The sequence below is a fragment of the Halomonas urumqiensis genome, assembly GCF_003028575.1.
GTDB classification, from domain to species: Bacteria; Pseudomonadota; Gammaproteobacteria; order Pseudomonadales; family Halomonadaceae; genus Halomonas; species Halomonas urumqiensis.
In genome coordinates this window covers 38985-59657 of the sequence record NZ_PYUD01000004.1, presented here as the reverse complement: position 1 = coordinate 59657, position 20673 = coordinate 38985, and the positions used below count along the sequence as shown (strand labels likewise).

Annotated in this window: 17 protein-coding genes; 10 read left to right on the top strand and 7 right to left on the bottom strand. The window is 63.6% G+C overall.

Going from position 1 to position 20673, the window contains the following annotated elements:
• Positions 1–35 precede the first annotated feature (35 nt).
• From C6V82_RS12420 to C6V82_RS12395, 6 genes are all read left to right on the top strand, one after another.
• A complete protein-coding gene (locus C6V82_RS12420) occupies positions 36–890 on the top strand; it encodes an AAA family ATPase (RefSeq protein WP_102586425.1) in 855 nt (284 codons plus the stop codon).
• A 3-nt stretch (positions 891–893) separates the two neighbouring features.
• Positions 894–2084: a vWA domain-containing protein gene (locus tag C6V82_RS12415; protein WP_102586426.1), complete on the top strand. Its 1191-nt coding sequence runs from the start codon at positions 894–896 to the stop codon at positions 2082–2084.
• 112 nt (positions 2085–2196) lie between these two features.
• Positions 2197–2856 carry a hypothetical protein gene (locus C6V82_RS12410; RefSeq protein ID WP_102586427.1) on the top strand — a complete coding sequence of 220 codons (660 nt, stop codon included), beginning with the start codon at positions 2197–2199 and terminating at the stop codon, positions 2854–2856.
• Positions 2853–3608: a DUF3307 domain-containing protein gene (locus tag C6V82_RS12405; RefSeq protein ID WP_102586428.1), complete on the top strand. Its 756-nt coding sequence runs from the start codon at positions 2853–2855 to the stop codon at positions 3606–3608. Before C6V82_RS12410 ends, C6V82_RS12405 begins: the two co-directional genes overlap by 4 nt.
• A 108-nt stretch (positions 3609–3716) precedes the next feature.
• Positions 3717–5438 (top strand): proline--tRNA ligase, encoded by a 1722-nt coding sequence (locus C6V82_RS12400; RefSeq protein WP_102586429.1) that lies wholly within the window; start codon positions 3717–3719, stop codon positions 5436–5438.
• 4 nt (positions 5439–5442) lie between these two features.
• Positions 5443–6096: a lytic transglycosylase domain-containing protein gene (locus C6V82_RS12395; protein ID WP_102586430.1), complete on the top strand. Its 654-nt coding sequence runs from the start codon at positions 5443–5445 to the stop codon at positions 6094–6096.
• 8 nt (positions 6097–6104) lie between these two features.
• On the opposite strand, the gene C6V82_RS12390 is transcribed toward C6V82_RS12395, so the two are convergent.
• The 4 genes from C6V82_RS12390 to rfaH form a co-directional block, all read right to left on the bottom strand.
• Positions 6105–7322 (bottom strand): PqqD family protein, encoded by a 1218-nt coding sequence (locus C6V82_RS12390; RefSeq protein WP_180978193.1) that lies wholly within the window; start codon positions 7320–7322, stop codon positions 6105–6107.
• 632 nt (positions 7323–7954) lie between these two features.
• Complete coding sequence (gene ccoM, locus C6V82_RS12385; protein ID WP_102586432.1) at positions 7955–8197, bottom strand: cytochrome c oxidase subunit CcoM; 243 nt, start codon at positions 8195–8197, stop codon at positions 7955–7957.
• Between the two features lie 18 nt (positions 8198–8215).
• Positions 8216–8722 (bottom strand): FKBP-type peptidyl-prolyl cis-trans isomerase, encoded by a 507-nt coding sequence (locus C6V82_RS12380; protein WP_102586433.1) that lies wholly within the window; start codon positions 8720–8722, stop codon positions 8216–8218.
• A 52-nt stretch (positions 8723–8774) separates the two neighbouring features.
• Entirely contained in the window at positions 8775–9311 is a 537-nt protein-coding gene (rfaH, locus tag C6V82_RS12375) for a transcription/translation regulatory transformer protein RfaH (RefSeq protein ID WP_102586434.1), read from the bottom strand.
• Positions 9312–9500: 189 nt separating this feature from the next.
• On the opposite strand from rfaH, the gene C6V82_RS12370 reads away from it, so the two are divergent.
• On the top strand, positions 9501–10868 hold the full coding sequence (locus tag C6V82_RS12370) for an AmpG family muropeptide MFS transporter (protein WP_102586435.1): 1368 nt from the start codon (positions 9501–9503) through the stop codon (positions 10866–10868).
• Between the two features lies 1 nt (position 10869).
• Here the strand turns inward: C6V82_RS12370 and C6V82_RS12365 are convergent, their stop codons facing one another.
• Positions 10870–12717, bottom strand: a complete 1848-nt coding sequence (locus C6V82_RS12365) for an SEC-C domain-containing protein (protein WP_102586436.1) — start codon at positions 12715–12717, stop codon at positions 10870–10872.
• 63 nt (positions 12718–12780) lie between these two features.
• Complete coding sequence (locus C6V82_RS12360; RefSeq protein WP_102586437.1) at positions 12781–14025, bottom strand: ABC1 kinase family protein; 1245 nt, start codon at positions 14023–14025, stop codon at positions 12781–12783.
• 216 nt (positions 14026–14241) lie between these two features.
• On the opposite strand from C6V82_RS12360, the gene C6V82_RS12355 reads away from it, so the two are divergent.
• The 3 genes from C6V82_RS12355 to C6V82_RS12345 all read left to right on the top strand — a co-directional run bounded on the left by C6V82_RS12355 (position 14242) and on the right by C6V82_RS12345 (position 17899).
• Positions 14242–16182 carry a DNA topoisomerase III gene (locus tag C6V82_RS12355; protein WP_102586438.1) on the top strand — a complete coding sequence of 647 codons (1941 nt, stop codon included), beginning with the start codon at positions 14242–14244 and terminating at the stop codon, positions 16180–16182.
• A complete protein-coding gene (locus C6V82_RS12350) occupies positions 16179–17156 on the top strand; it encodes a ketopantoate reductase family protein (RefSeq protein WP_102586439.1) in 978 nt (325 codons plus the stop codon). The genes C6V82_RS12355 and C6V82_RS12350 overlap by 4 nt, the downstream gene beginning before the upstream one ends.
• 224 nt (positions 17157–17380) lie before the next feature.
• The gene (locus tag C6V82_RS12345; protein WP_229843190.1) at positions 17381–17899 is read left to right on the top strand and encodes a hypothetical protein; all 519 of its coding nucleotides are present in this window, start codon (positions 17381–17383) and stop codon (positions 17897–17899) included.
• Positions 17900–18019: 120 nt separating this feature from the next.
• Here the strand turns inward: C6V82_RS12345 and ppc are convergent, their stop codons facing one another.
• Complete coding sequence (gene ppc, locus C6V82_RS12340) at positions 18020–20668, bottom strand: phosphoenolpyruvate carboxylase (RefSeq protein ID WP_102586441.1); 2649 nt, start codon at positions 20666–20668, stop codon at positions 18020–18022.
• Positions 20669–20673 lie beyond the last annotated feature (5 nt).

The window sequence follows — 20673 nt, the reverse complement described above, 5'->3', positions numbered from 1 at the left end:
TTGATTATTGTCCACCTACCTCATCGAGGCATCCCATGGCGTTTGACTCCACTTCCACCTATGTGGCCACCGATGCGCTCAAGCAGGCGGTGAATGCCGCCGTGACGCTTGAACGCCCCTTGCTGATCAAGGGCGAACCGGGCACCGGCAAGACCCTGCTTGCCGAGGAGCTTGCCGCCTCCCTGGGCACCCAGCTGATCACCTGGCATATCAAGTCCAGCACCAAGGCGGCGCAAGGGCTTTACGAGTACGATGCGGTCAGTCGCCTGCGCGATTCCCAGCTGGGCGTGGAGGGTGTCGAAAACGTCGCCAACTACATCAAGCCCGGCAAGCTGTGGGAGGCCTTCACCCAGGATGAGCGCGTAGTGCTGCTGATCGACGAGATCGACAAGGCGGACATCGAATTCCCCAACGACCTGCTCCAGGAGCTGGATCGCATGGAATTCCATGTCTACGAAACGGGTGAGACCATCCGTGCCCGCCATCGGCCGATCATCGTGATCACGTCCAACAACGAGAAGGAGCTGCCCGACGCCTTCCTCCGACGCTGCTTCTTCCACTACATCGAGTTCCCGGATCGCGACACCATGGCGGCCATTGTCGATGTGCACTTCCCCGAGATTGCGCCGAAACTGGTCAGCGAAGCGCTCGAAGTGTTCTTCGATCTGCGCGAGGCGCCCGGACTCAAGAAACGTCCTTCCACCTCAGAGTTGGTCGATTGGCTGAAACTGCTGATGAGTGACGAACTGGCCCGCGAGGCGCTTTACCAGCGCGACCCGGTGAAGGCGATTCCGCCGCTCGCAGGCGCCCTGGTCAAGAACGAGCAGGACACCCACCTGCTCGAACGGCTGGCGTTCATGACGCGTCGTCAAGGCAACCAGAGGCGCTGAGCGATGTTTATCGGTCTGTTCGAGACGCTCAAGCGCGCCGGCGTGCCGGTATCACTGCGTGAACTGCTCGACCTCCACGCGGTGGTCGAGCGCGGCGTGGTATTTGCCGACATGGAAGCCTTCTATCAGGTCGCGCGAACCGTGATGGTCAAGGATGAGCGCCATTTCGACCGTTTTGATCGTGCCTTTGGTGCCTGGTTCGAGGGTCTCGAGAACCTGGATTCCGCCATCGAAGCGCTGATCCCAGAAGACTGGTTGCGCCGCGAGTTCGAGAAACAGCTCTCCGACGAGGAGAAGGCCAAGATCGAGTCGCTTGGCGGCCTCGAGGCACTGATCGAGACCTTCAAGAAACGCCTGGAGGAGCAGAAGGAGCGGCACGCCGGCGGTAACAAGTGGATCGGCACTGGCGGTACCAGCCCCTTTGGCGCCTACGGCTACAACCCCGAGGGTGTGCGCATCGGCCAGGATGGGTCGCGACATCGACGCGCGGTAAAGGTGTGGGACGAGCGCCGCTTTCGCGATTACGACGATTCGCTTTCACTCGGCACCCGTAACATCAAGATGGCCCTGCGCCGCCTGCGCAAGTTCGCCCGCCAGGGCGCTCTCGACGAGTTCGATGTCGACGCCACCATCCGCGAGACCGCGCGCGATGCCGGCCTGCTCAACGTGCAGATGCGCCCCGAGCGCCACAATGCCGTGAAGATCCTGCTGTTTCTCGATGTGGGCGGCTCGATGGACGACCATATCCGCGTCTGCGAGGAGCTGTTCTCCGCCGCCCGTTCCGAGTTCAAGCACCTTGAGCATTACTACTTCCACAACTGCATCTACGAAGGGGTGTGGCGCAGCAATTCCACCTATCAGGCCCGACGCCATGAGCAGCGCATCCCGACCATGGACGTACTGCATACCTACGGCGCCGACTACCAGGTGGTGGTCGTTGGCGACGCCGCCATGTCGCCGTACGAGGTGACCCACCCGGGCGGCAGTGTCGAGCACTTCAACGACGAGCCAGGTGCACAATGGCTGAAGCGCCTGGCTGACCAGTTCCCGCGCCTGGCCTGGCTCAACCCCATGCCACCCAAGGCCTGGGAATTCACCCACTCCACCCAGTTGATTCGTCAATTGATCGATGACCGCATGTACCCCATGACCTTGCAGGGGCTCGAGGAGGCCATGCGAGAGCTGGCGCGATAAGCAATTATAGCCCTTAAAGACTATATAATGGCTTTATAACCCTTTAGGGCTATTATATTGAAAAATAGCCTTTCATGGCTATAATTACTCCGAGAGCCTCGGAGGACCTGCCATGCCCCAGCGAATCGCCGTGCTTACCGGCGACGTGATTGACTCCCGCAAGGTCAACGACCGACCTCGCCTCTACCAGCTGCTGGATGAACGCCTGGCCGAGCTGGCCACACTGCATGGAGGCCACGGCGAGCGCTTTCGCGGCGACGGCTTCCAACTGGCCCTGCCCCATGCGGCTCCCGCCATGCAGGCGGCGGTGGCCCTGCGCGCAGCACTAATCGAGCACTCCGAGCCTGACCAACGCTGGGATGCACGCATCGCTGTGGCAGTCGGGCCAGCCCAGCGGGGGATCGCAGACGCCGATAGCGACACCTTCGTCGCCTCGGGCCGCGCCCTGGATGCCCTGGCCGATGGTACCGCGCACCTGGCGCTTGCTCGGCTCGACGCTCCCGAAGATGCCGGCCTCACCCTGCTGGTGCGCTTCATCGATGACCTGATCGATGGCTGGTCTCCCTACTCCGCCGAGGTCGTTGGCATGAGTTTTCGCCACGAGGACTCCCAGCAGGCCCTCGCCAAGCGTCTGGGCATCCGCCAACCTAGCGTGCATAAGCGTCTACGGGCGGCCCGCTGGGCGCTACTCAGCGACACGCTCGCGTATTTCGGGGAGCGGCTCGAAACGTCTACCGAGGCATGCCTCACGAACCAGGATTCGTCCCCATGAGCCCCAACGAACTATCGCTGCTGCTGGGCCTGGTACTGGCGCATATGGTCGGCGATTTCCTGCTGCAGCCACATACCTGGGTGGTGGAACGCTATCGACTGAAACATCGTTCGCGGGCACTGCTCTGGCATGCGCTGATGCATGGTGCGCTGTGCGGCGTGGTGCTACTGATCGCCGCCGGCCACTTCACCAACCGCGGCCTGATCGCGGTACTTGCCGGCGTGGTGGGGGTCATGGCAAGCCACTGGCTGATCGACCTGGCCAAGGCGCAACTCGCTCCCGAGCGCCTGCGCTGGTTCCTTGTCGACCAAGCGCTTCACGGGCTGGTGCTGGTGACGGTGTGGCTTGGCTGGGTGGGCAACCTCGCCCCGCTCGGGGAACTGGCGTCGTGGCTTGGCTCCCCCGATGTCCTAGGCATTGCACTGGCCTATCTGCTGGTATCGCGTCCGCTGTCGATCGTCATCACCCTGGTGCTCAAGCGCTGGAGCCATCAACTCGAAGACACCGGCACCCTGGCCAGCGCCGGTGCCCGCATCGGCATGCTGGAGCGTTTCCTGGTGTTGACCCTGGTGCTGCTCGACCAGTTGACCGCGGTTGGCTTTCTGCTCGCCGCCAAGTCAGTGCTGCGTTTTGGCGACCTGCGCGAGGCCCAGGATCGCAAGCTGACCGAGTACGTGTTGCTTGGCACCCTGCTCAGCGTCGCCACGACCCTCGCGCTCGGCATGTTGATCCGCCTGCTGCTGGACGGGTGAGGGTCGGGCAACGACTTTTGCCGCGCGCAAGGCTTGGCCGTACAATGCGCCAAACGCCGCCATGCTGGCGGCCCGCCCCGTTTGACGACCCGAGGACACGCCGGACCCATGCGCGCCACTCAACTGCTGATCTCCACCCTGAAGGAAACCCCCGCCGATGCCGATATCGCCAGCCATCAGTTGATGCTGCGTGCGGGGATGATTCGGCGTCTCAGTTCAGGCCTCTACACCTGGCTGCCGTTGGGTCTGCGCACGCTTCGCAAGGTCGAGAACATCGTTCGCGAAGAGATGAATCGCGCCGGCGCCCAGGAAGTGCTGATGCCTGCCATTCAACCTGCCGAGCTGTGGCAGGAATCCGGCCGCTGGGACCAGTACGGCAACCTGCTGCTGCGAATCCGCGACCGCCACGACCGCGATTTCTGCTATGGGCCGACCCACGAAGAAGTCATCACCGACCTGGTGCGCAACGAAATCCGCTCCTACAAGCAGGTGCCAACGAACTTCTATCAGATCCAGACCAAATTCCGTGACGAGACCCGCCCGCGCTTTGGTGTCATGCGTGCCCGCGAATTCATCATGAAGGACGCCTACTCGTTCGATGTCGACCAGGCCGGCCTCAAGCGTTCCTATGACACCATGTACGATGCCTACGTACGCATCTTCACCCGCCTGGGGCTCGACTTCCGCGCCGTCGAAGCCGACAACGGCGAAATCGGGGGTACCGGCTCCCACGAATTTCAGGTGCTGGCCGACTCCGGCGAGGATGCGGTGATCTTCTCCACTTCATCGGACTATGCGGCCAACATCGAGACGGCCGAGGCACTCCCTGCCCCACTCGGCGAGACACCGGAACGTCCGGCGCCCCAGGAAGCGCTTCGACTGGTCGACACCCCCAAGGCACGTACCATCGCCGCACTGGTCGAGCAACATGGCCTGCCCATCGAGAAGACCATCAAGACCCTGATGGTGCATGCCACCGAAGGCGGGCTGATCGCCCTGCTGGTGCGTGGCGATCACGAACTCAACGAGGTCAAGGCCGAGCACCTGGCCGAGGTCGCGGCACCGCTTACCATGGCAAGCGAAGCGGAAATCCGCGCCGTGGTCGGCGCCGGGCCCGGCTCGTTGGGCCCTGTCGGCCTCGACATGCCGGTCATCGTCGACCGCAGCGTGGCATTGATGAGCGATTTTGGCGCCGGCGCCAATGTCGACGGCAAGCACTACTTCGGCATCAACTGGCAACGCGATGTGGCACTGCCCAAGGTCGCCGACCTGCGCAATGTCGTCGAAGGTGACCCCTCACCGGATGGCAAAGGCACTTTGTCGATCGCTCGCGGTATCGAAGTTGGCCACGTCTTTCAACTGGGCACCAAGTATTCCACGGCGATGAATGCCACCGTCCTCGACGAGAACGGCAAGGCAGTGCCATTGTGGATGGGCTGCTACGGTATCGGGGTGACCCGCGTGGTGGCCGCCGCCATCGAACAGAATCACGATGAGGCCGGGATCATCTGGCCCGAGGCGCTGGCGCCCTTCCATATCGCCCTGGTACCGATGAACGCACACAAGTCGCAGCGTGTGCGCGACGCCTCGGAGCGCCTCTACAATGAACTCGTCGCCGAGGGCTTCGAGGTTCTGCTGGATGACCGTGACCTAAGGCCCGGCAACAAGTTCGCCGACCATGAACTGATGGGCCTGCCCCATCGTCTGGTGGTCGGCGACCGGGGACTCGACAAGGGTGAACTCGAATACAAGGGACGCCGCGATAGTGATGCCACAATGGTACCGGCAGAGCAGATCCTCGACTTCCTGCGCGAGAAGGTCAGCCTCTGACCACATGACGGCGGCGGCCACCCTGCTGGTGGCCGCCTGGCTGGTGGCCCCCGCGGCGACCGGCAATGATGACGGCTTTCTGGCCTCGCTCGAGGCCCAGGCGAAGCCCTTGGTAGTGCAGCCGCTGCCCAGGGCGAATGGGGCGCTGCGCACCACCCTCGACGCTGCCCTCGCATCCCCGCGCGCACCCACGGAAATCTGGGCGGCCCGACAGTGGCACAACAACATGTCGCCACGCCTGTCACGCTTCGTGAAGGATGACACGCAGCGTAGCGAGCTTCTCCAGCGCATCTACCACGAAGCGCGGTTGGCCCGGCTGCCGCCCGAGCTGGTGCTGGCAGTCATCCAGGTGGAAAGCGGCTTTCAGGCCGATGCCGTGTCGTCAGCGGGTGCCGTCGGGCTGATGCAGATAATGCCGTTCTGGATTCGCGAGCTGGGCCTGCCCGCCGATGACCTCACCGATCCGTGGCGCAACCTGCGCTATGGCTGCACCATCCTTGCCCACTACCTCGCCGTAGAACGCGGCGATTTCACGCGGGCGCTGGCACGCTACAACGGCAGCCTCGGCAAGACCTGGTACCCCGAGCGCGTCATGCGTGCCCTGGAGCGTCACTGGACGCTTCCCTCGGGCGATAGTCTCGCCACGACGTCGCCCTGAGGGTTGGCCTATCGCGACTCGATCAGGCGTGCCTCAACCATCCAGCCGAACAGCGCCTGCACATCCGCCTCGACGTCTGGCTTGCTCACATCGCCATGGTGCTCGACCAGCAAGTCCGCGACGTCGGCAACCGTCAAGGCCTCCTCGCCAAGCAACCGCCAGGCTGCCTGACCACTGCTATTGAGGCGATGGAGCGCTCCACTCGCCGTGTCGATCAGAAACAACTCTTCGCCGACGGGGTAGTCACGCACGCCAGGGCATGGTCCGAAACGCTCATCAAGCGCAACCTTGTCCCAGCCCGACGGGAGACGTTCACCCGGCACCGAATGCCGCCCAAGCAGCGACGCCGACACGTTGCCCGCAACAATGCGGCCCGACGTCATGCGCGCCATCAGGCATTGCGCCGCCGCCAGTGGTTCCGAATAACGCAGCAGCAAGCAGGGCAAGCGCGTCATCAGGGGGGCGAAGCGTGTCATCAAGGCCTCGGTCGGGACGTCGTGAGAAAAGTTCTGGCACAGTAACTGCAGCAACCCTTCGCCGGGAGCCAGCGTAACCAGGTCCGGATCGCACAACGTGTCGTCGCGCTCCAGAAGCACTATCGCCCCGATCGGGCGCCGCTCACCATGCGCGGCGAGCTCCGCTTCAGGCAGGCTTAGATAACGATAACGCGGATCCTCGGGCCCGGCATGCCGCTCGGCGTAAGCCACGAGGTCAGGGTTCGCGATATCCGGCAGCGGCAGCCTCAGCCGCGGAGAAATCCCCAGCGCCATGCCATCGCCTTCAGCGGTCAAGGCCAGCACATCGTCACCGAACACTCGGCAACCGGCCGCCGCGAAGGCAGCCGTCAGCGTACTCTTGCCAGCGCGGTGAGACGCCGGGAAGAGCACAAGTTGGCCTTCGATCTCCACTGACCCGCAATGCAGGCCAATCAGCTCGGCACGTCGCTCACATAACGCGGCGACGATATCGGCGATCAGGCTACAGACCGCAGCGACAGGTGTCGGCAACACCAGGCCGCCTCGCAAGCCGGGAGCGTGCTGCACATAGCCACCGTTCTCATCGCCCTCCCCGTCATAGGCTCGGCGTAGACGAATGGCCGGGGCAAGCCCGCTGGCAGGGGTGACCCGCATCGGCCAGCCCGGCATGGCGGCCACCAGCGCATCGGCCACCTCGGGACAACCGCTCAGGCGCAGCAAGCGCCCCAGACCTGGCAAGTGGATATCCACGCTGTCCGCCACCATCACCAACGGCTGGGACGACGATAAGGCGTGCGGTGATAGACGTAGCGCCTTTCGTACCCACGACCACGTTGTGATGTGTAGCCATCACCTGAACGACTGGGCCGGGAATAACTGGGTCTGGAGCGGCTGGGCCGTGAATAACTAGGCCGTGAGTAACTGGGCCTTGAGTAACTGGGCCGGGAGTAGCTGGTACGTGAATCACGCCCCCTGACAGGTTCATGCCAGGCATGCGCCTGGCCAACACTGAACAGGGTCGGTGCCACATAGGCACCGGCAATTCCCATCCCCAGGGTCGCAAGCAACCGACGGCGGCGTTTCCGATGCATTTCCTGCTGGGTCGTAGCTTGGTCTGGCGATGTCATGGCAGGGCCTCCTGGTGTTTCCTGATGCTTCCCACTGTGGGAAAAGCACATTATCGAACACCGTTCATGCTAGGCCCATGCTGATTGCACGGCCAGCCATCCTGCGTGCGTTGCACCACCTTGCGCGGGTTTTCCACGAAGGGTGCACATTGTCACGACCCTCTCCAAAACAAAAAAGCCGACCCAACCGGGTCGGCGACCGGGGGGATGACTCCCCCCTCCCCTGACGACTGACTTGCCGGCGGCGTTGCCGACTCAATGTTTCTTGCGGTGGTCGCGAATGATGAAGCCCACCCAACCGGCGAGGAAAGCGATCATCATCGCGACGGTGACCAACCCAAAGATTACGGCATCATCCCAGTACATGGTGGCATCCTCCCGTCTCGATCTGTTGGAAGGACTGTAGCGCGAACCCTGGACGTGAAACCTGACCTGCATCAAGTCTTGCGGTGGGTGGCTCATCGACCCGCCCGCCAGCTTGATCCAGGTCAGTTTCATGCCCTGTCCACACATCGTTCAGAGCACTTTCTTGTCCTCGACGCTGCTCGCTTCGGTACCGGGTGGCAGGGGGTGGCCCTTGGCCAGTTCGGCGCGCGTCGCCTCACGCACCGACAGCACCTCCAACTGATAGCGCAGCATCTGGCCAGCCAGGGGATGGTTGGTGTCGATCTTGACGCTATCGTCATGCACCTCGAGTACCGTGACGACCTGTGGGCCGGCATCACCTGGGGTCTGGAAACGCATGCCGGGTGCCAGGTCATCGACCGGGAAAGCACTGCGCGAGACCTCGCGCACCAGCGATTCGTTACGCACCCCGTAGGCCTGTGCCGGCATCAGGGTCACGGAAAGTTCGGCACCCGCTCGCTGGCCAGCCAGGGCATCCTCGAGCCCCTCGACGATATTGTGATGCCCATGCAGGTATTCCAGTGGCTTCTGACGGGCCCGTGAATCATCGAGTACTTCGCCTGAGGCATCGGTGAGAACATAGTGCAGGGTGACGACCTGCTGCGGGGCGATGGACATGGATGTCTCCTGGAAAGGGGGATAACGAAATGGACGTGGAAAAGTCGGCGGTTCAGCCTCGCCGCAACTGGCTGACCGGCATCTCGAGTCGTTGCTGGCGATGCAGCACATCGAGCAGGATGATGGCGCGTTGCTGCCCCTTCTGGCCGGCAAACACCCCTTGCAGGTCCTTGAACGGGCCTTCGGTGATCATCACTGGGTCGCCAGTGCGGAAGTAAAGATTGGCGGTGGCATCCTGGTAGTCGCTGGCATGCTCGCGAAGGGTCTCCACCAACATGTCGCTGACCGCCAGCGGAGCATTGCCGAAGCCGACCAGTTTGAGAACACCTCGAGTGGAACGGATCGGCCGCCAGTTGCTGACCATGCGATCGAGACGAATGAACAAATAATGCGGGAATAACGGCTCGCTCATCCATTCCAGCTTGCCGCGCCGCTTCTTCTCCACCTGAAGCACCGGGTGAAACACCTCATAGCCCTGGTTGGCCAGGTGCTCGGCGGCACGAAAGGACTCTCCCCCCTTGCACTGGATCACATACCAGCGGGGCTTGGCGTCTGCGCCATCTTCCTGATTGGCATCGCTGTCGGTCATGGGGCTCCTGATCGTGACGGGCTGCTGGTATCACCGCCAGGGCTCTGCAACAATTGCTCGCATGCAAGCGGTCGGACGACATGCGTCGTGTCAGTGGCGGCCCGGCTGCCAAACGCCCAGTTTACCATCGATGTCCTGGCCTGTGATGGCCACCCACCGCCGTCGTGGGATTGCAAGGAGCACTACGCCATGCCTACCCCTACCCCCCAGCGAAGTTGGCGCAGCGCCCTGGCCATCTACCTGCGTGCACCAGTGATCACCATGTTGTTCCTGGGTTTTTCCGCCGGGCTTCCTTTTCTGCTGGTGTTCTCGACCCTCTCGGCGTGGCTGCGCAGCGACGGCGTAGAGGTGGCTGCGATTGGCTTCTTCTCGTGGATCGGCATCCTCTACTCGATCAAGTTCTTCTGGGCGCCGGTGGTCGACCGGCTGGCATTGCCGATTCTCACCCGCGCGTTTGGCCAACGTCGCGGCTGGATGCTGCTGGCCCAGCTGATGATCGCCGGCGGCCTGGTCGGTCTGGCAAGCCTGGACCCACAGCAGAACCTCTTGCCGGTAGCGGCGTTCGCTCTGCTGGTGGCCTTTGGTTCGGCGACCCAGGATATCGCCATCGATGCCTTTCGCATCGAGTCGGCCCCGGAGGACATCCAGGCGGCCATGGCATCGACCTACATCATCGGGTATCGCGGCGGGCTGATCGCCGCCGGGGCAGGTGCGCTCTACGTGGCATCGTGGCTCTCCTGGGAAGCCGCCTATCTGACCATGGCCGCACTGGTCGGGGTCGGGGTGATCACGGTATTGGTTCGCCCGGAGCCCGAACGCCTGTCACTCAGCACTCAATTGATCCATGAGCCGCGCGTGCGCGCCTTCCTGCGCACAAGCCAAGGCAAACCACGCACACTGCGGCGGCTGGGGGCCTGGCTGATCGGTGCGGTGGTCTGCCCCTTCACCGACTTCTTCTCGCGGTATCGCTACAAGGCGTTGTGGCTACTACTTTTCGTCGCCGTGTTTCGCGTCAGCGACCTGGCCATGGCCTCCATGGCCAATCCGCTTTACATCGACCTGGGTTTTTCACTGGCGGCCATCGCCAATGTCACCAACGTGTTCGGCATTTTCATGAGTATCGCTGGCGGCATCACAGGTGGGCTGCTGGTGGCACGCTACGGCATCGGTCCGATCCTGGTGCTGGGTGCCGTGGCGGCGACTTTCACCAACCTGCTGTTTGCGGCATTGGCGCTGGCGGGACAGCACCTGCCGATGCTGGTGGTCACGATCATCGGCGATAACCTCGCCAACGGCCTGGCAAGCGCCGTGTTCATCGCCTTCCTGTCGAGCCTGACATCACGCGCCTACACCGCCACCCAGTACGCGCTATTCTCATCATTGATGACACTACCGGGTAAGTTCCTGAGCGGCTTTGGCGGGCTAGTGGTGGCAGCCGAGGGATATGCGACATTCTTTGTGATCGCAACGGCACTGGGGCTTCCCGCCATCGCCCTTGCGATCTGGATCAGTCGTGACAAGGAATTGGTGCCACCACCGGTGACACGCATGGCCTGATTCAGGCATTTTTGTGGCGTGAAGGCGGGATGGCCCCGCGCAGCCACTCCAGGGCACCCGGGGTGGCACGCCACTGATCGCGCATCAACGTGCGGTATTGCCAGGCTTCGGCCCGCGAACCTGGGGCCGCGACCCCGTCGACACCGGTATAGGCCGGACGCGGGTTCTCGGCACACAGCATCGGCAGTGCATGGGTGTTGAGGTGACGTGCCTCGGCCAGTGCCGCGCCGGCCTCCTCGTGACGTTCCAGTCGATAGAGTGCCAGGGCACGCCCCATCAACAGGCCCAACGGGGCTGGCTCATCCGCATCGGCCTCGACCCTCTGCTCGCTGACCACCAGCGCCTCTTCATCACGGCCATCGCGCAGCAACTGGTCGAGCACCAGTTCGCGCAGCCCCAGGCTATCCTGGTCGTCCAGCACCAGCAGCCGCTCGGCGAGTTGCCGAGAGCGTTGCCGGGCACCACGCTCCATGCCCACCACCAGCGCCAGCCCCGTGCGCAGCAGGACCGCATTGTCGGCATCGTCCCAGGTCAAGGTGCCAGGCCCCTCGGCGTGGACCTGCTCGAGCCAACGCTCCAGGCGACCGGCCAATGGAGCAAACAGGCTCGGCGCCATCCACGGCAGGCTACCGAAACGGCTGGCCAGCGCCAGTGTCAAGCCCTGCACCACGCGGGGTGAATCCAGCCACTCCGGGTGCGCACAGAGCTCGCCGAGCCAGGTGGCAGCCTCGGGCCAAGGGTCGCTTTCAAGCCCCATCGGGGTGTCGCTTGCCACGGCCACCTGGAAGTGCTGCTGCCAGGCAGCGAACAGTGTGTCTTCCCTGGCACTGGTGTGATACTCAAGCCGCGAGGCGGGGGTCAGCCGAATATCAAGCTTGGGTGCGGTGGGCAGCGACTCGAACAGCGCCTGCAGCGAGGCCAGCGGCCCGGCCAGGTCCTCCTCGGCATTGAGCAGCTGCTCGGCAAGAGTAGCGCCCGGGTTGTCGGCGAGATCGGCCAGGAACTGTAACTGATCGGGGTCCAGGTCACCCTGGCGAGAGAGCCTGCGCAACCAGAAGCGTGCGCGTTCGGCGGCTTCTTTCTCATGGCCTTCGTGAAGCAGCAGCATGGCCTCGATGTAGGCCAGGGTCGGCGAATCGGGCAGTGCCTGCTGGGCGCGAACGAACGCGCCACGGGCACTGTCCAGGTCATCGTTGTCGAGGTGCATCAGACAGATGCGCTCCAGTGCGACACCACGCAGGAACAGCGGACCACGCTCGAGCACCTCATCGAGAAGCGCCTCGCGCTTGCGCGAGAATCCACGCTCCTGATAGAGATCGATGAGAATCTCGAAAGCCGGCTCGGCCTGCTCCGGCAGCGTCGACCAGTCGACACGCTCGAACAATGATTCGAGAATCTGCTGAGCGCGACCCCGTTGACCGGTTTCGGCGGCGATCAAGCCGGCTTCGAGCAGCGCCTGGGCAGGTGCACGCCCGCTGTCCAGGGCAGCCTTCAGGGCACTGCCCTTCCAGTCACGCAGCGACAACATCCACATCAGGTGTGTCGGTATCTGCCCGGGCAGTGAGACCGACCCACAACAGTGCTTGGTCTTGCGGCCGGAATCGCACCAGCAGAGCTCGTTGCGCCCAGGCCGCGCCAAGGGTTCACAAGCGAAATCCAACCTCGCAAGCGGCGTCTGCGACCAAAGCTCGGGTGCAAGCGCCTGTGCCAGCGCCAAATTACCGCCCACCAGGCTTGGGCCCTCTTCACGGGCCCAGGTCATCAGCGTTGGATAGCGTTCGTCCTCGCGAATGGTCGCCAGGGCGCCCGAGGCAAACCCCAGTAGCTGTTCCACCCATACCGCCAGCATCGCTGCCTCCACCATCCATAAAGCGCATCATTCTACCAGTCTCACGCGATGCTGGGCAGGTGGTCAGCGTTTGGCCCAGGCGAGCAGCGGCGCGGTTCTCGCTTGCATGTCCAGGCGTGCATCGAGGCGCACCAGGTTCCAGTAATGACCGTTGAGGGTGCGTGACAGCAGGAGTGTGTCAGCCGGGGGTTGCAGGCGATCCATCGCGGCCCACACCCTTGGGGTGAGATCGCGCAGCCGACGGTGTACCCGCACGTCGCCAAAATCCTGCTCACCAGGCGCAAACAGCGCCGACACCGCCTCGGCGGATTCGCGATAAAGCGCCAGTGGCGCCCCCTGGCCCTGGCGGCCACCCAAGCGCAGCAGCGCCTCGTCCATTGCCATGGGGTCTTGGGCAAGTGTCGACTCGAGCAAGAGCATCATCGCGCGCAGACGCTCTTCCGGCACAGCAATCACCGCCCCCAGGTCGTAGATCACCAAACGCCCCTGGTCATCCACGGCGAAATTGCCGGCATGGGGGTCGGCGTGCAGCTCGCCGTGAGTGAACAGCTCTTCGGTGATCCAGTCGGCAAGGGTGACGGCGGCCTTCTGGCGCAGGGCATCATCGGCACCTTCCAGATCTCGCAATGGTGTGCCAGGCACGAAGCGCATGGCCAATACCCGCTCACCACAAAGCACCGGGAGCGGCTCGGGTATCACCAGCCCATCCATTTGACGATAACGCTGCCGGTAACGCTCGAGCGCCTGGGCCTCGGCACGGTAGTCGAGTTCACCTCGCAAGCTCACCGCCAGTTCCTCGAACAGTGCATCCAGACGTGCCTGGGGCACCTTGAGCCAGCGCCCCAGGCGCATCAAGCGACGCACCTGGGCAAGGTCGCTCTCCAATACCTCGGCAAGCCCGGGATACTGAACCTTGAGCACCACCGTCTCGCCATCATGCGTCACGGCGCGATGCACCTGACCCATGGAGGCGCTGGCAAACGGTCGTGTCTCGATCTCGCGGAAATGCGCCTCGGGGTCGCCGTACTGCTCGACCAGCGTGCGGCGGATACTCTCCCAGGGCATCGGCTCGGCCTGGCGCTGCAGGCGAGCCAGTTCCTCGGCAAGATCGGGGGGCAGCAGGTCATCCCATTGGGCCATGATCTGGGCCAGCTTCATGGCCGGCCCCTTGAGTTCGGAGAGACCATCGAACAGCGCCTCGCCAAGCGCTCGCCAATCCGCCTGACCACCCAGGCGAGTGCGAATCATCGCCCCCCCGGTTCGAGCCCCGAGGCCCAGCAGCCGCCGTGTTCTGCCGCGTTCACGCATTGTGTCTCTCTCGTGAGTCGTGAGTCGTGAGTCGTGAGTCGTGAGTCGTGGATGGTAGATCGTAAGAGTGAGAGGATTGGCTTATCGAAGGCAATATTGATACAAGAGCTGTACAATACCAAATGCATGATACACCTGGCCAAGGCGGGAAGACACTGGAAGAATATCCATGATTCTTCAACGCCGTTCATTCGGCTTTCCTGTGCGAGCCAAGCCATGCGCCTGATCATCGCCGAAAAACCCAGCCTCGCGAGGGCCATCGCCGCCGCCCTGCCAAGCGCCGCGCGGCGTGAGGATGGCGCTCTGGTGGCCGGAGATACCACCGTCACCTGGTGCCTTGGCCACCTGCTGGAGCAGGCGCCGCCGGATGCCTACGATCCCGCCTTCAAGCAGTGGCGTCTCGATCACTTGCCGATCCTGCCAGCCCAATGGAAGCTGCTGCCCCGCCCAAAGGCACGAGGCCAGCTAGCGGTGATTCGCAAGCTGCTCAAGACGACACGCGAAGTCGTGCATGCCGGCGATCCCGATCGTGAAGGTCAACTGCTGGTCCAGGAAGTCATCGAGTACCTGGGGTGGAAAGGACCCGTCGCGCGGTTGCTGGTCAGCGACCTCAATCGCCCGGCGGTTCAGCGCGCGCTGGCTCGCCTGGATGACAACCAGCGCTTCGCGCCGCTTTACCGTGCCGCACAATCCCGCGCACGTGCCGACTGGCTGTACGGCATCAACCTGACCCGCGCCTGGACACTGACCGGCCGCCAGGCGGGCCATGACGGCGTGCTGTCGGTTGGTCGCGTGCAAACCCCGGTACTCGGGCTGGTGGTGCGCCGGGACAACGACATCCGCGAGTTCCAGCCGCGGCCCTTCTTCGTGCTGTGGGTGGATCTTGCCGTCAGCCACGGGCAGCTGCGTGCCTGGTGGCATCCGGATGAGACACACCCCCTGGACGATCAGGGTCGGCTACTCGCGCGCGAGCCCGCCGCGGCACTCGCTGCACGCCTGCCTGGGGCCAGCGGCCATCTGGCCAGTCTCGACAGCCAGGACAAACGTCAGCCGGCGCCGCTGCCCTATTCGCTGTCGGCGCTGCAGGTCGATGCGGCGCGACGCTTCGGGCTCTCCGCCAAGGCGGTGCTGGATATCTGCCAGCGACTCTATGAACGCCATACGCTGATCACCTACCCACGCTCGGACTGCCGGTATCTACCGGAGGAGCACTGGGCAGCGGCACGCAAAACCCTCGAGAGTGCCTGCCAGAATGACCCGACGCTGCGCCAATGGGTCGACGGAGCGGACTTCTCTCGCCGCTCACGCGCCTGGAACGACAAGCAGGTGGGCGCTCACCATGCCCTGGCGCCTACGGGAAAGCCCGCCGACCTTTCTCGGCTCGAGCGCCACGAGGCCGAGGTGTTCCGCTTGATCGCTCGCAACGTCGTGGCGCAATTCTATCCGCCACTCGCCACCCGCGAGGTAAAGGCGGAATTTCTCATCGAAGACCAACGCTTCAGGGCTTCCGGGCAAGAAATTCTCGAGGCAGGCTGGAAACCCCTGTTCACCACACGCGACCAGACACCGCCCTTGCCCCCGCTCAGCCAAGGTGAGGCATGCCGGGTCCTGGACTGTGCGGTGGAGGATCGTGAGACGCGGCCACCCGAGCCCTTCACCGATGCCAGCCTGATCAAGGCGATGATGAACATCGGTCGCTACGTGGAGGATCCGGCCGTGCGCCGCACGCTTCGTGAGCACGATGGCCTGGGTACCGAAGCGACCCGCGCCGGCATCATCGAGACCCTGGTCGAGCGTGGTTACCTGGTGCGCCAGGCCAAGGCACTGCGCGCGACTCGCCTGGGCAGCGCCCTGATTGCCTCGCTGCCCGAGGCGGTCAGCCGCCCGGAGCGCACGGCGCTGTGGGAGCAGCGGCTGGCGGCCATCGCCGAGCAGGGCGACGACCCTTCGCCCTTTCTGGCTTCACTGGTGGAAGACCTTGGCAAGCTGCTGGCGACCGCCGACGCGCCACGCCTGAGCCACGCACTGCAATCGGCCCAGGGAGAGGCGCCTGCGAGCAACCCCAGACGCGGTGGCAAGAGCACCCGGCGACGTCGCACGCCCCCCTCCCGCTCTTCCAACAAGCCCCGTAGCCGGCGAGGCCCCGCCAATTCATGACGCGTTCCAATCGACACCAAAGACCTGGCGCCGGCGCCGCGCATCCGTCAGTCCACCACTGGATCGTCGGCCCCGGGGCACTCGGCCGCATGCTCGCCATGCACCTGGCAACTGCTCACGCACCGCACGACACGGTGACCCTGGTGGGCCGGCGTGCCATGCCAGGCCAGCAGAGGCTGATCACGCCACACGGCCAAACCCTATCGGCCACGCTTGCCACGGCAAGCCTGGAATCGCTGCCCGCGGAACCCGCCGACGTGATTCACCTGACCACCAAGGCCTATGCCTGCGAGGCGGCCCTGGGCGCCATTGCCGAGCGCCTGACGGCCACCACGCCCTTGGTGCTGTGGCAGAATGGCTTCGACTGCCAGCCGCGTATCACTGCACGCCACCCAGGCCCGGTACTCTGCGCCACCACCACCGAAGGCGCCCATGTACAGGACGACAGCCAGGTCACCCACGCGGGCCACGGCAAGACGTTCCTGGGCGACCTGGATGGCCGACATTCCGCCCTTGCCACAGCGCTGGCGAAACACGTCAATGCCGCTGGACTGGCTTGCGAAGCGGTAGCTGACATTCGCATCAGGCTGTGGCGCAAGCTTGCCGTGAATGCGGCCATCAATCCGCTGGTGGCACAGTTTCAGATCCGCAATGGCCAGCTGCGCGATACCCCATATCGCGGCATGGTCGAGGTGGTGATCGAGGAACTCGCCCCGATACTGGCGTCGGAACGTATCACCCCACCCACGGGTACGGGCGTGCAAGGCTGGAGCGAGCTGGTATGGGAGGTGGCGGCAAGCACCGCCAACAACCGCGCCTCGATGCTGCAGGATGTACTGGCTGGCAGGCCCACCGAGCATCGGGCGATTCTGGGACCGCTACTGGATTCCGCACAACGACATGGCCTGCAGGCGCCGACTCTGTCTTCTCTGTATGCCCGATTACGTGAATTGCCGGCGAATGCCCGAATATAACTGAATATAGGTATGCATTTCTGGCGTAATCCCGAAAGCCTTGCTAGCCTGAGATGGATTGATTAGAACGCTGACAATCAATGTCGCCGTCACTTATAACTACCAAATCGATATCACCATCGAAACGACAGCGTACACACCCGTGGCGAGCATCGCGTGCGCAAGGGACACCTTTCATGAAGCCGGGTTTTGCAATCGCCGCTCTCGCGGCTGGGATGGTCACGATGTCATCGACCCTGGTTGCCGATGACAGTGCGCCTGCCTACTCCGGCCATGACGCCGACCTCATGCACCTCGACAATGGCGTGGTGATCGAGGGACGCGATATCGACACGCCTGATGGCTTTACCTCCGGTTTTCGTCTTATCGCCGGTTTCTCCCCTCTGACGCTGCCCCGTCTCGATATCGCAGCCGAATTCAGCTACCGCGAAAGCGACGAGGTCCCCACCCGGCTTGGCGATCAAAGCCTCTTGCTCAATACCACAAGCATGGGGGGAAGCCTGCTGGCGGGTGTGCGCATCGGCAGGCTCGGGCTCTATGCAAAGTCCGGAGTGGCCGGTTGGGAGGGCGACCCGGTCATTCCGCAGGATAGCCTGGCCAGCAATGGCACCACACGGGTACAAGGGCTCGGGGCACGCCTGCAGTTCGATCGGCTGGTCAGCCGGCTGGAGTTCGAGGAGTTTCGTGCACCCGACATGGCCCACCTGAACCTGATTACCGCGTCGCTGCGCTACAACTTCTAATCGCTTCGCTACGCTTTTAAAGCGGGGTAACGCCCCCAAGCTGACACCCCAGGTCAACAGTATCCAGATCAGCGTCCCTGCCAAAGGCTGGGACGCTGTAGCATGCCAGTGTAATACCCATCACCCAGTGTTGCGCAGCCCAGCCGCGATACCGGCCATGGTCACCATCAACGCGCGTGAGAGGTCGGCACTGATGGCGCCGTCGGCATCCCGGTTACGCTGCAGCAACTCGGCCTGCAGGCCATGCAGCGGATCGATATAGGGATTACGCACCGCAATGGCCTGACGAATCAGCGGCGTAGTCTCGAGAAGCTCCTGTTGCTGGAGAATCGATAACAGCACCCCCTGCAACCGTGTGAAGCGATTGCGCAGATTCTCACCCAGCGCCTTGAGCGAGGGTTCATCGACCAGCCGGTGCTCATAGTAGGCGGCGATTCCCACGTCTGCCTTGGCCAGCAGCATCTCCAGCATATCCAGGTAGGTACCGAAGAAAGGCCAGTTCTCACGCATCTCCTGCAATACCTCGAGCCCACCCTCCTCGTCGAGGCGTCGGGCGAAGGCCTCGCCACTGCCAAGCCACGCAGGCAGCATCAGGCGTGTCTGTGTCCAGGCAAATATCCAAGGAATCGCCCGTAAGGTCTCCACACCACCGTCCTGTCGCCGCTTGGTGGGTCGAGAACCCAGCGGCAGGCGACCCAGCGAGCCTTCAGGAGTCACCGAACGGAAATAGGGGACGAAATCCGGATCCTCGCGCACCACCCCGACATAAGCGGCGTGGGCCACCTCGGCGAGGCGGTCCATCTCTTCGCGCCAGTGGGCCTCGGGGGCCGGAGGGGGCAACAGGGTCGCCTCCAGCACCGCGCAGGCATAGATTTCCATGGAACGCAGCGCGATCTCGGGCTGGCCGAACTTGAAGCGAATCATCTCTCCCTGCTCGGTTACCCGCAGACTGCCGTTCACCGAGCCCGGCGGCTGGGAGAGGATGGCCGCATGGGCCGGGCCGCCCCCACGACCGACGGTGCCACCGCGACCATGAAACAGGGTGAGGTCGACACCATGCCGGTCGCAGACCTCCACCAGCGTCTCCTGGGCACGATACTGGGCCCAGGCGGCCGCCAGCTGGCCAGCATCCTTGGCTGAGTCAGAATAGCCGATCATCACTTCCTGGCGATCCCCCACCAGCGCACGATAGCCCGGCAGCGCCAGCAGGCGGTCGATCACCTCGCCGGCATGGTTGAGGTCATCCAGGGTCTCGAACAACGGCGCAATGGGCAGAGTGACTTCACCGCCCACTTCCTTCATCAGCAGGGCGACGGCCAGCACATCCGAAGGCTCCCCCGCCATCGAGATGACGTAGGTACCCAGTGCCTCGGCCTGCTCGCCGGAGATGACCCTGAAAGTATCGATCACCTCGCGGGATTCCGCCGAGCACTCCCAGCGGCGCGGTATCAATGGCCGGCGCGAGGTCAGCTCCTCGAGCAGAAATTGCTGGCGCTGTTCTTCATTCCACTCACGGTAGTGGCCAAGCCCTAGACCTTCGGTGAGCTCCTCCATCACCTGGGCATGACGGCTAGCCTCCTGGCGCAGATCGAGCTTGGTCAACGTGACACCGAACACCGCCACACGTCTCAGGGTATCGAGCAGCGCACCGTTGGCAATGGTGTCGAGCCCCACGTCGCACAGTGAGCGGTAGCAGGTCAGAAGCGGCGCGTAGAGCTGATCACGACTCTCGATGATCGGTACGCTATCGAAGCTGCGACCATCGAGTTGCGCCTTGGCCCAGTCGCGCGTCGCCTCGACCCTTGCCAACAGGCGCTTGACCAGTTCCCGATAGGGTTCGGCGACATCGCCAACTTCCGCCTTGAGGGCACTGTTGGCCTTCCACATGGAGAGTTCGGCCTTGAGCTTCTCGAGATCACGCAGGTAGAGATCCGCCGCCATCCAACGGCCGAGCAACAACACCTCGCGGGTGACCTTGGCGGTGACATTGGGATTGCCGTCGCGGTCGCCGCCCATCCACGAGGCGAAACGGATCGGTGCGGCATCCAGCGGCAGCCGCTCGCCGGCGCTCTCCAGCAGCAGGTTGTCGAGGTCACGGTGGAAGTCCGGTACCGCCTGCCACAGCGAATTCTCGATCACCGCGAAGCCCCACTTGGCCTCATCCACCGGCGTCGGTCGCTCGTGACGAATCTCATCGGTATGCCAGGCCTGGCTGATCAGTTCGGAAAGCCGACCATGGGCACGCACGCCGCGCTCCGGATAATCGGCGCAGGACTCGATGGCACTCAGGCAATCATCGATGGCATCGTATTTCTGGATCAGCGTACGGCGGATGACCTCGGTGGGATGCGCGGTCAGCACCAGCTCGACACGCATGCCGGCCAGCGTCTCGACCAGTTTGCGCGGCGAATTACCCGCGTTGCGTGCCTTTTCCAGAAGATCACTGAGCACCGGCTGGGTGCCGGGACGGTAATCCTCGACTCGCCGGAACCGCGCCCGATAATGCTGCTCGGCGATATTGGCCAGGTTGAGAAACTGGTTGAAGGCTCGGGTGACCGGCAACAGGTCACGGTCCGGCAAGCGCCGCAGATAGTCGATCAGTTCACGCTGGCTGGACTCTTCACCCTGACGCCCGCGCTTGGCGTAGCTGCGAATGGTCTCGATCTTGTCGACAAAGCCACGCCCTTGATCATCGGCAATCGTTTGCCCAAGGCTATCACCGAGGATGCGCACATTTTCTCGCAGCGATTCGTGTAGATCGTGGCTCATGGCCG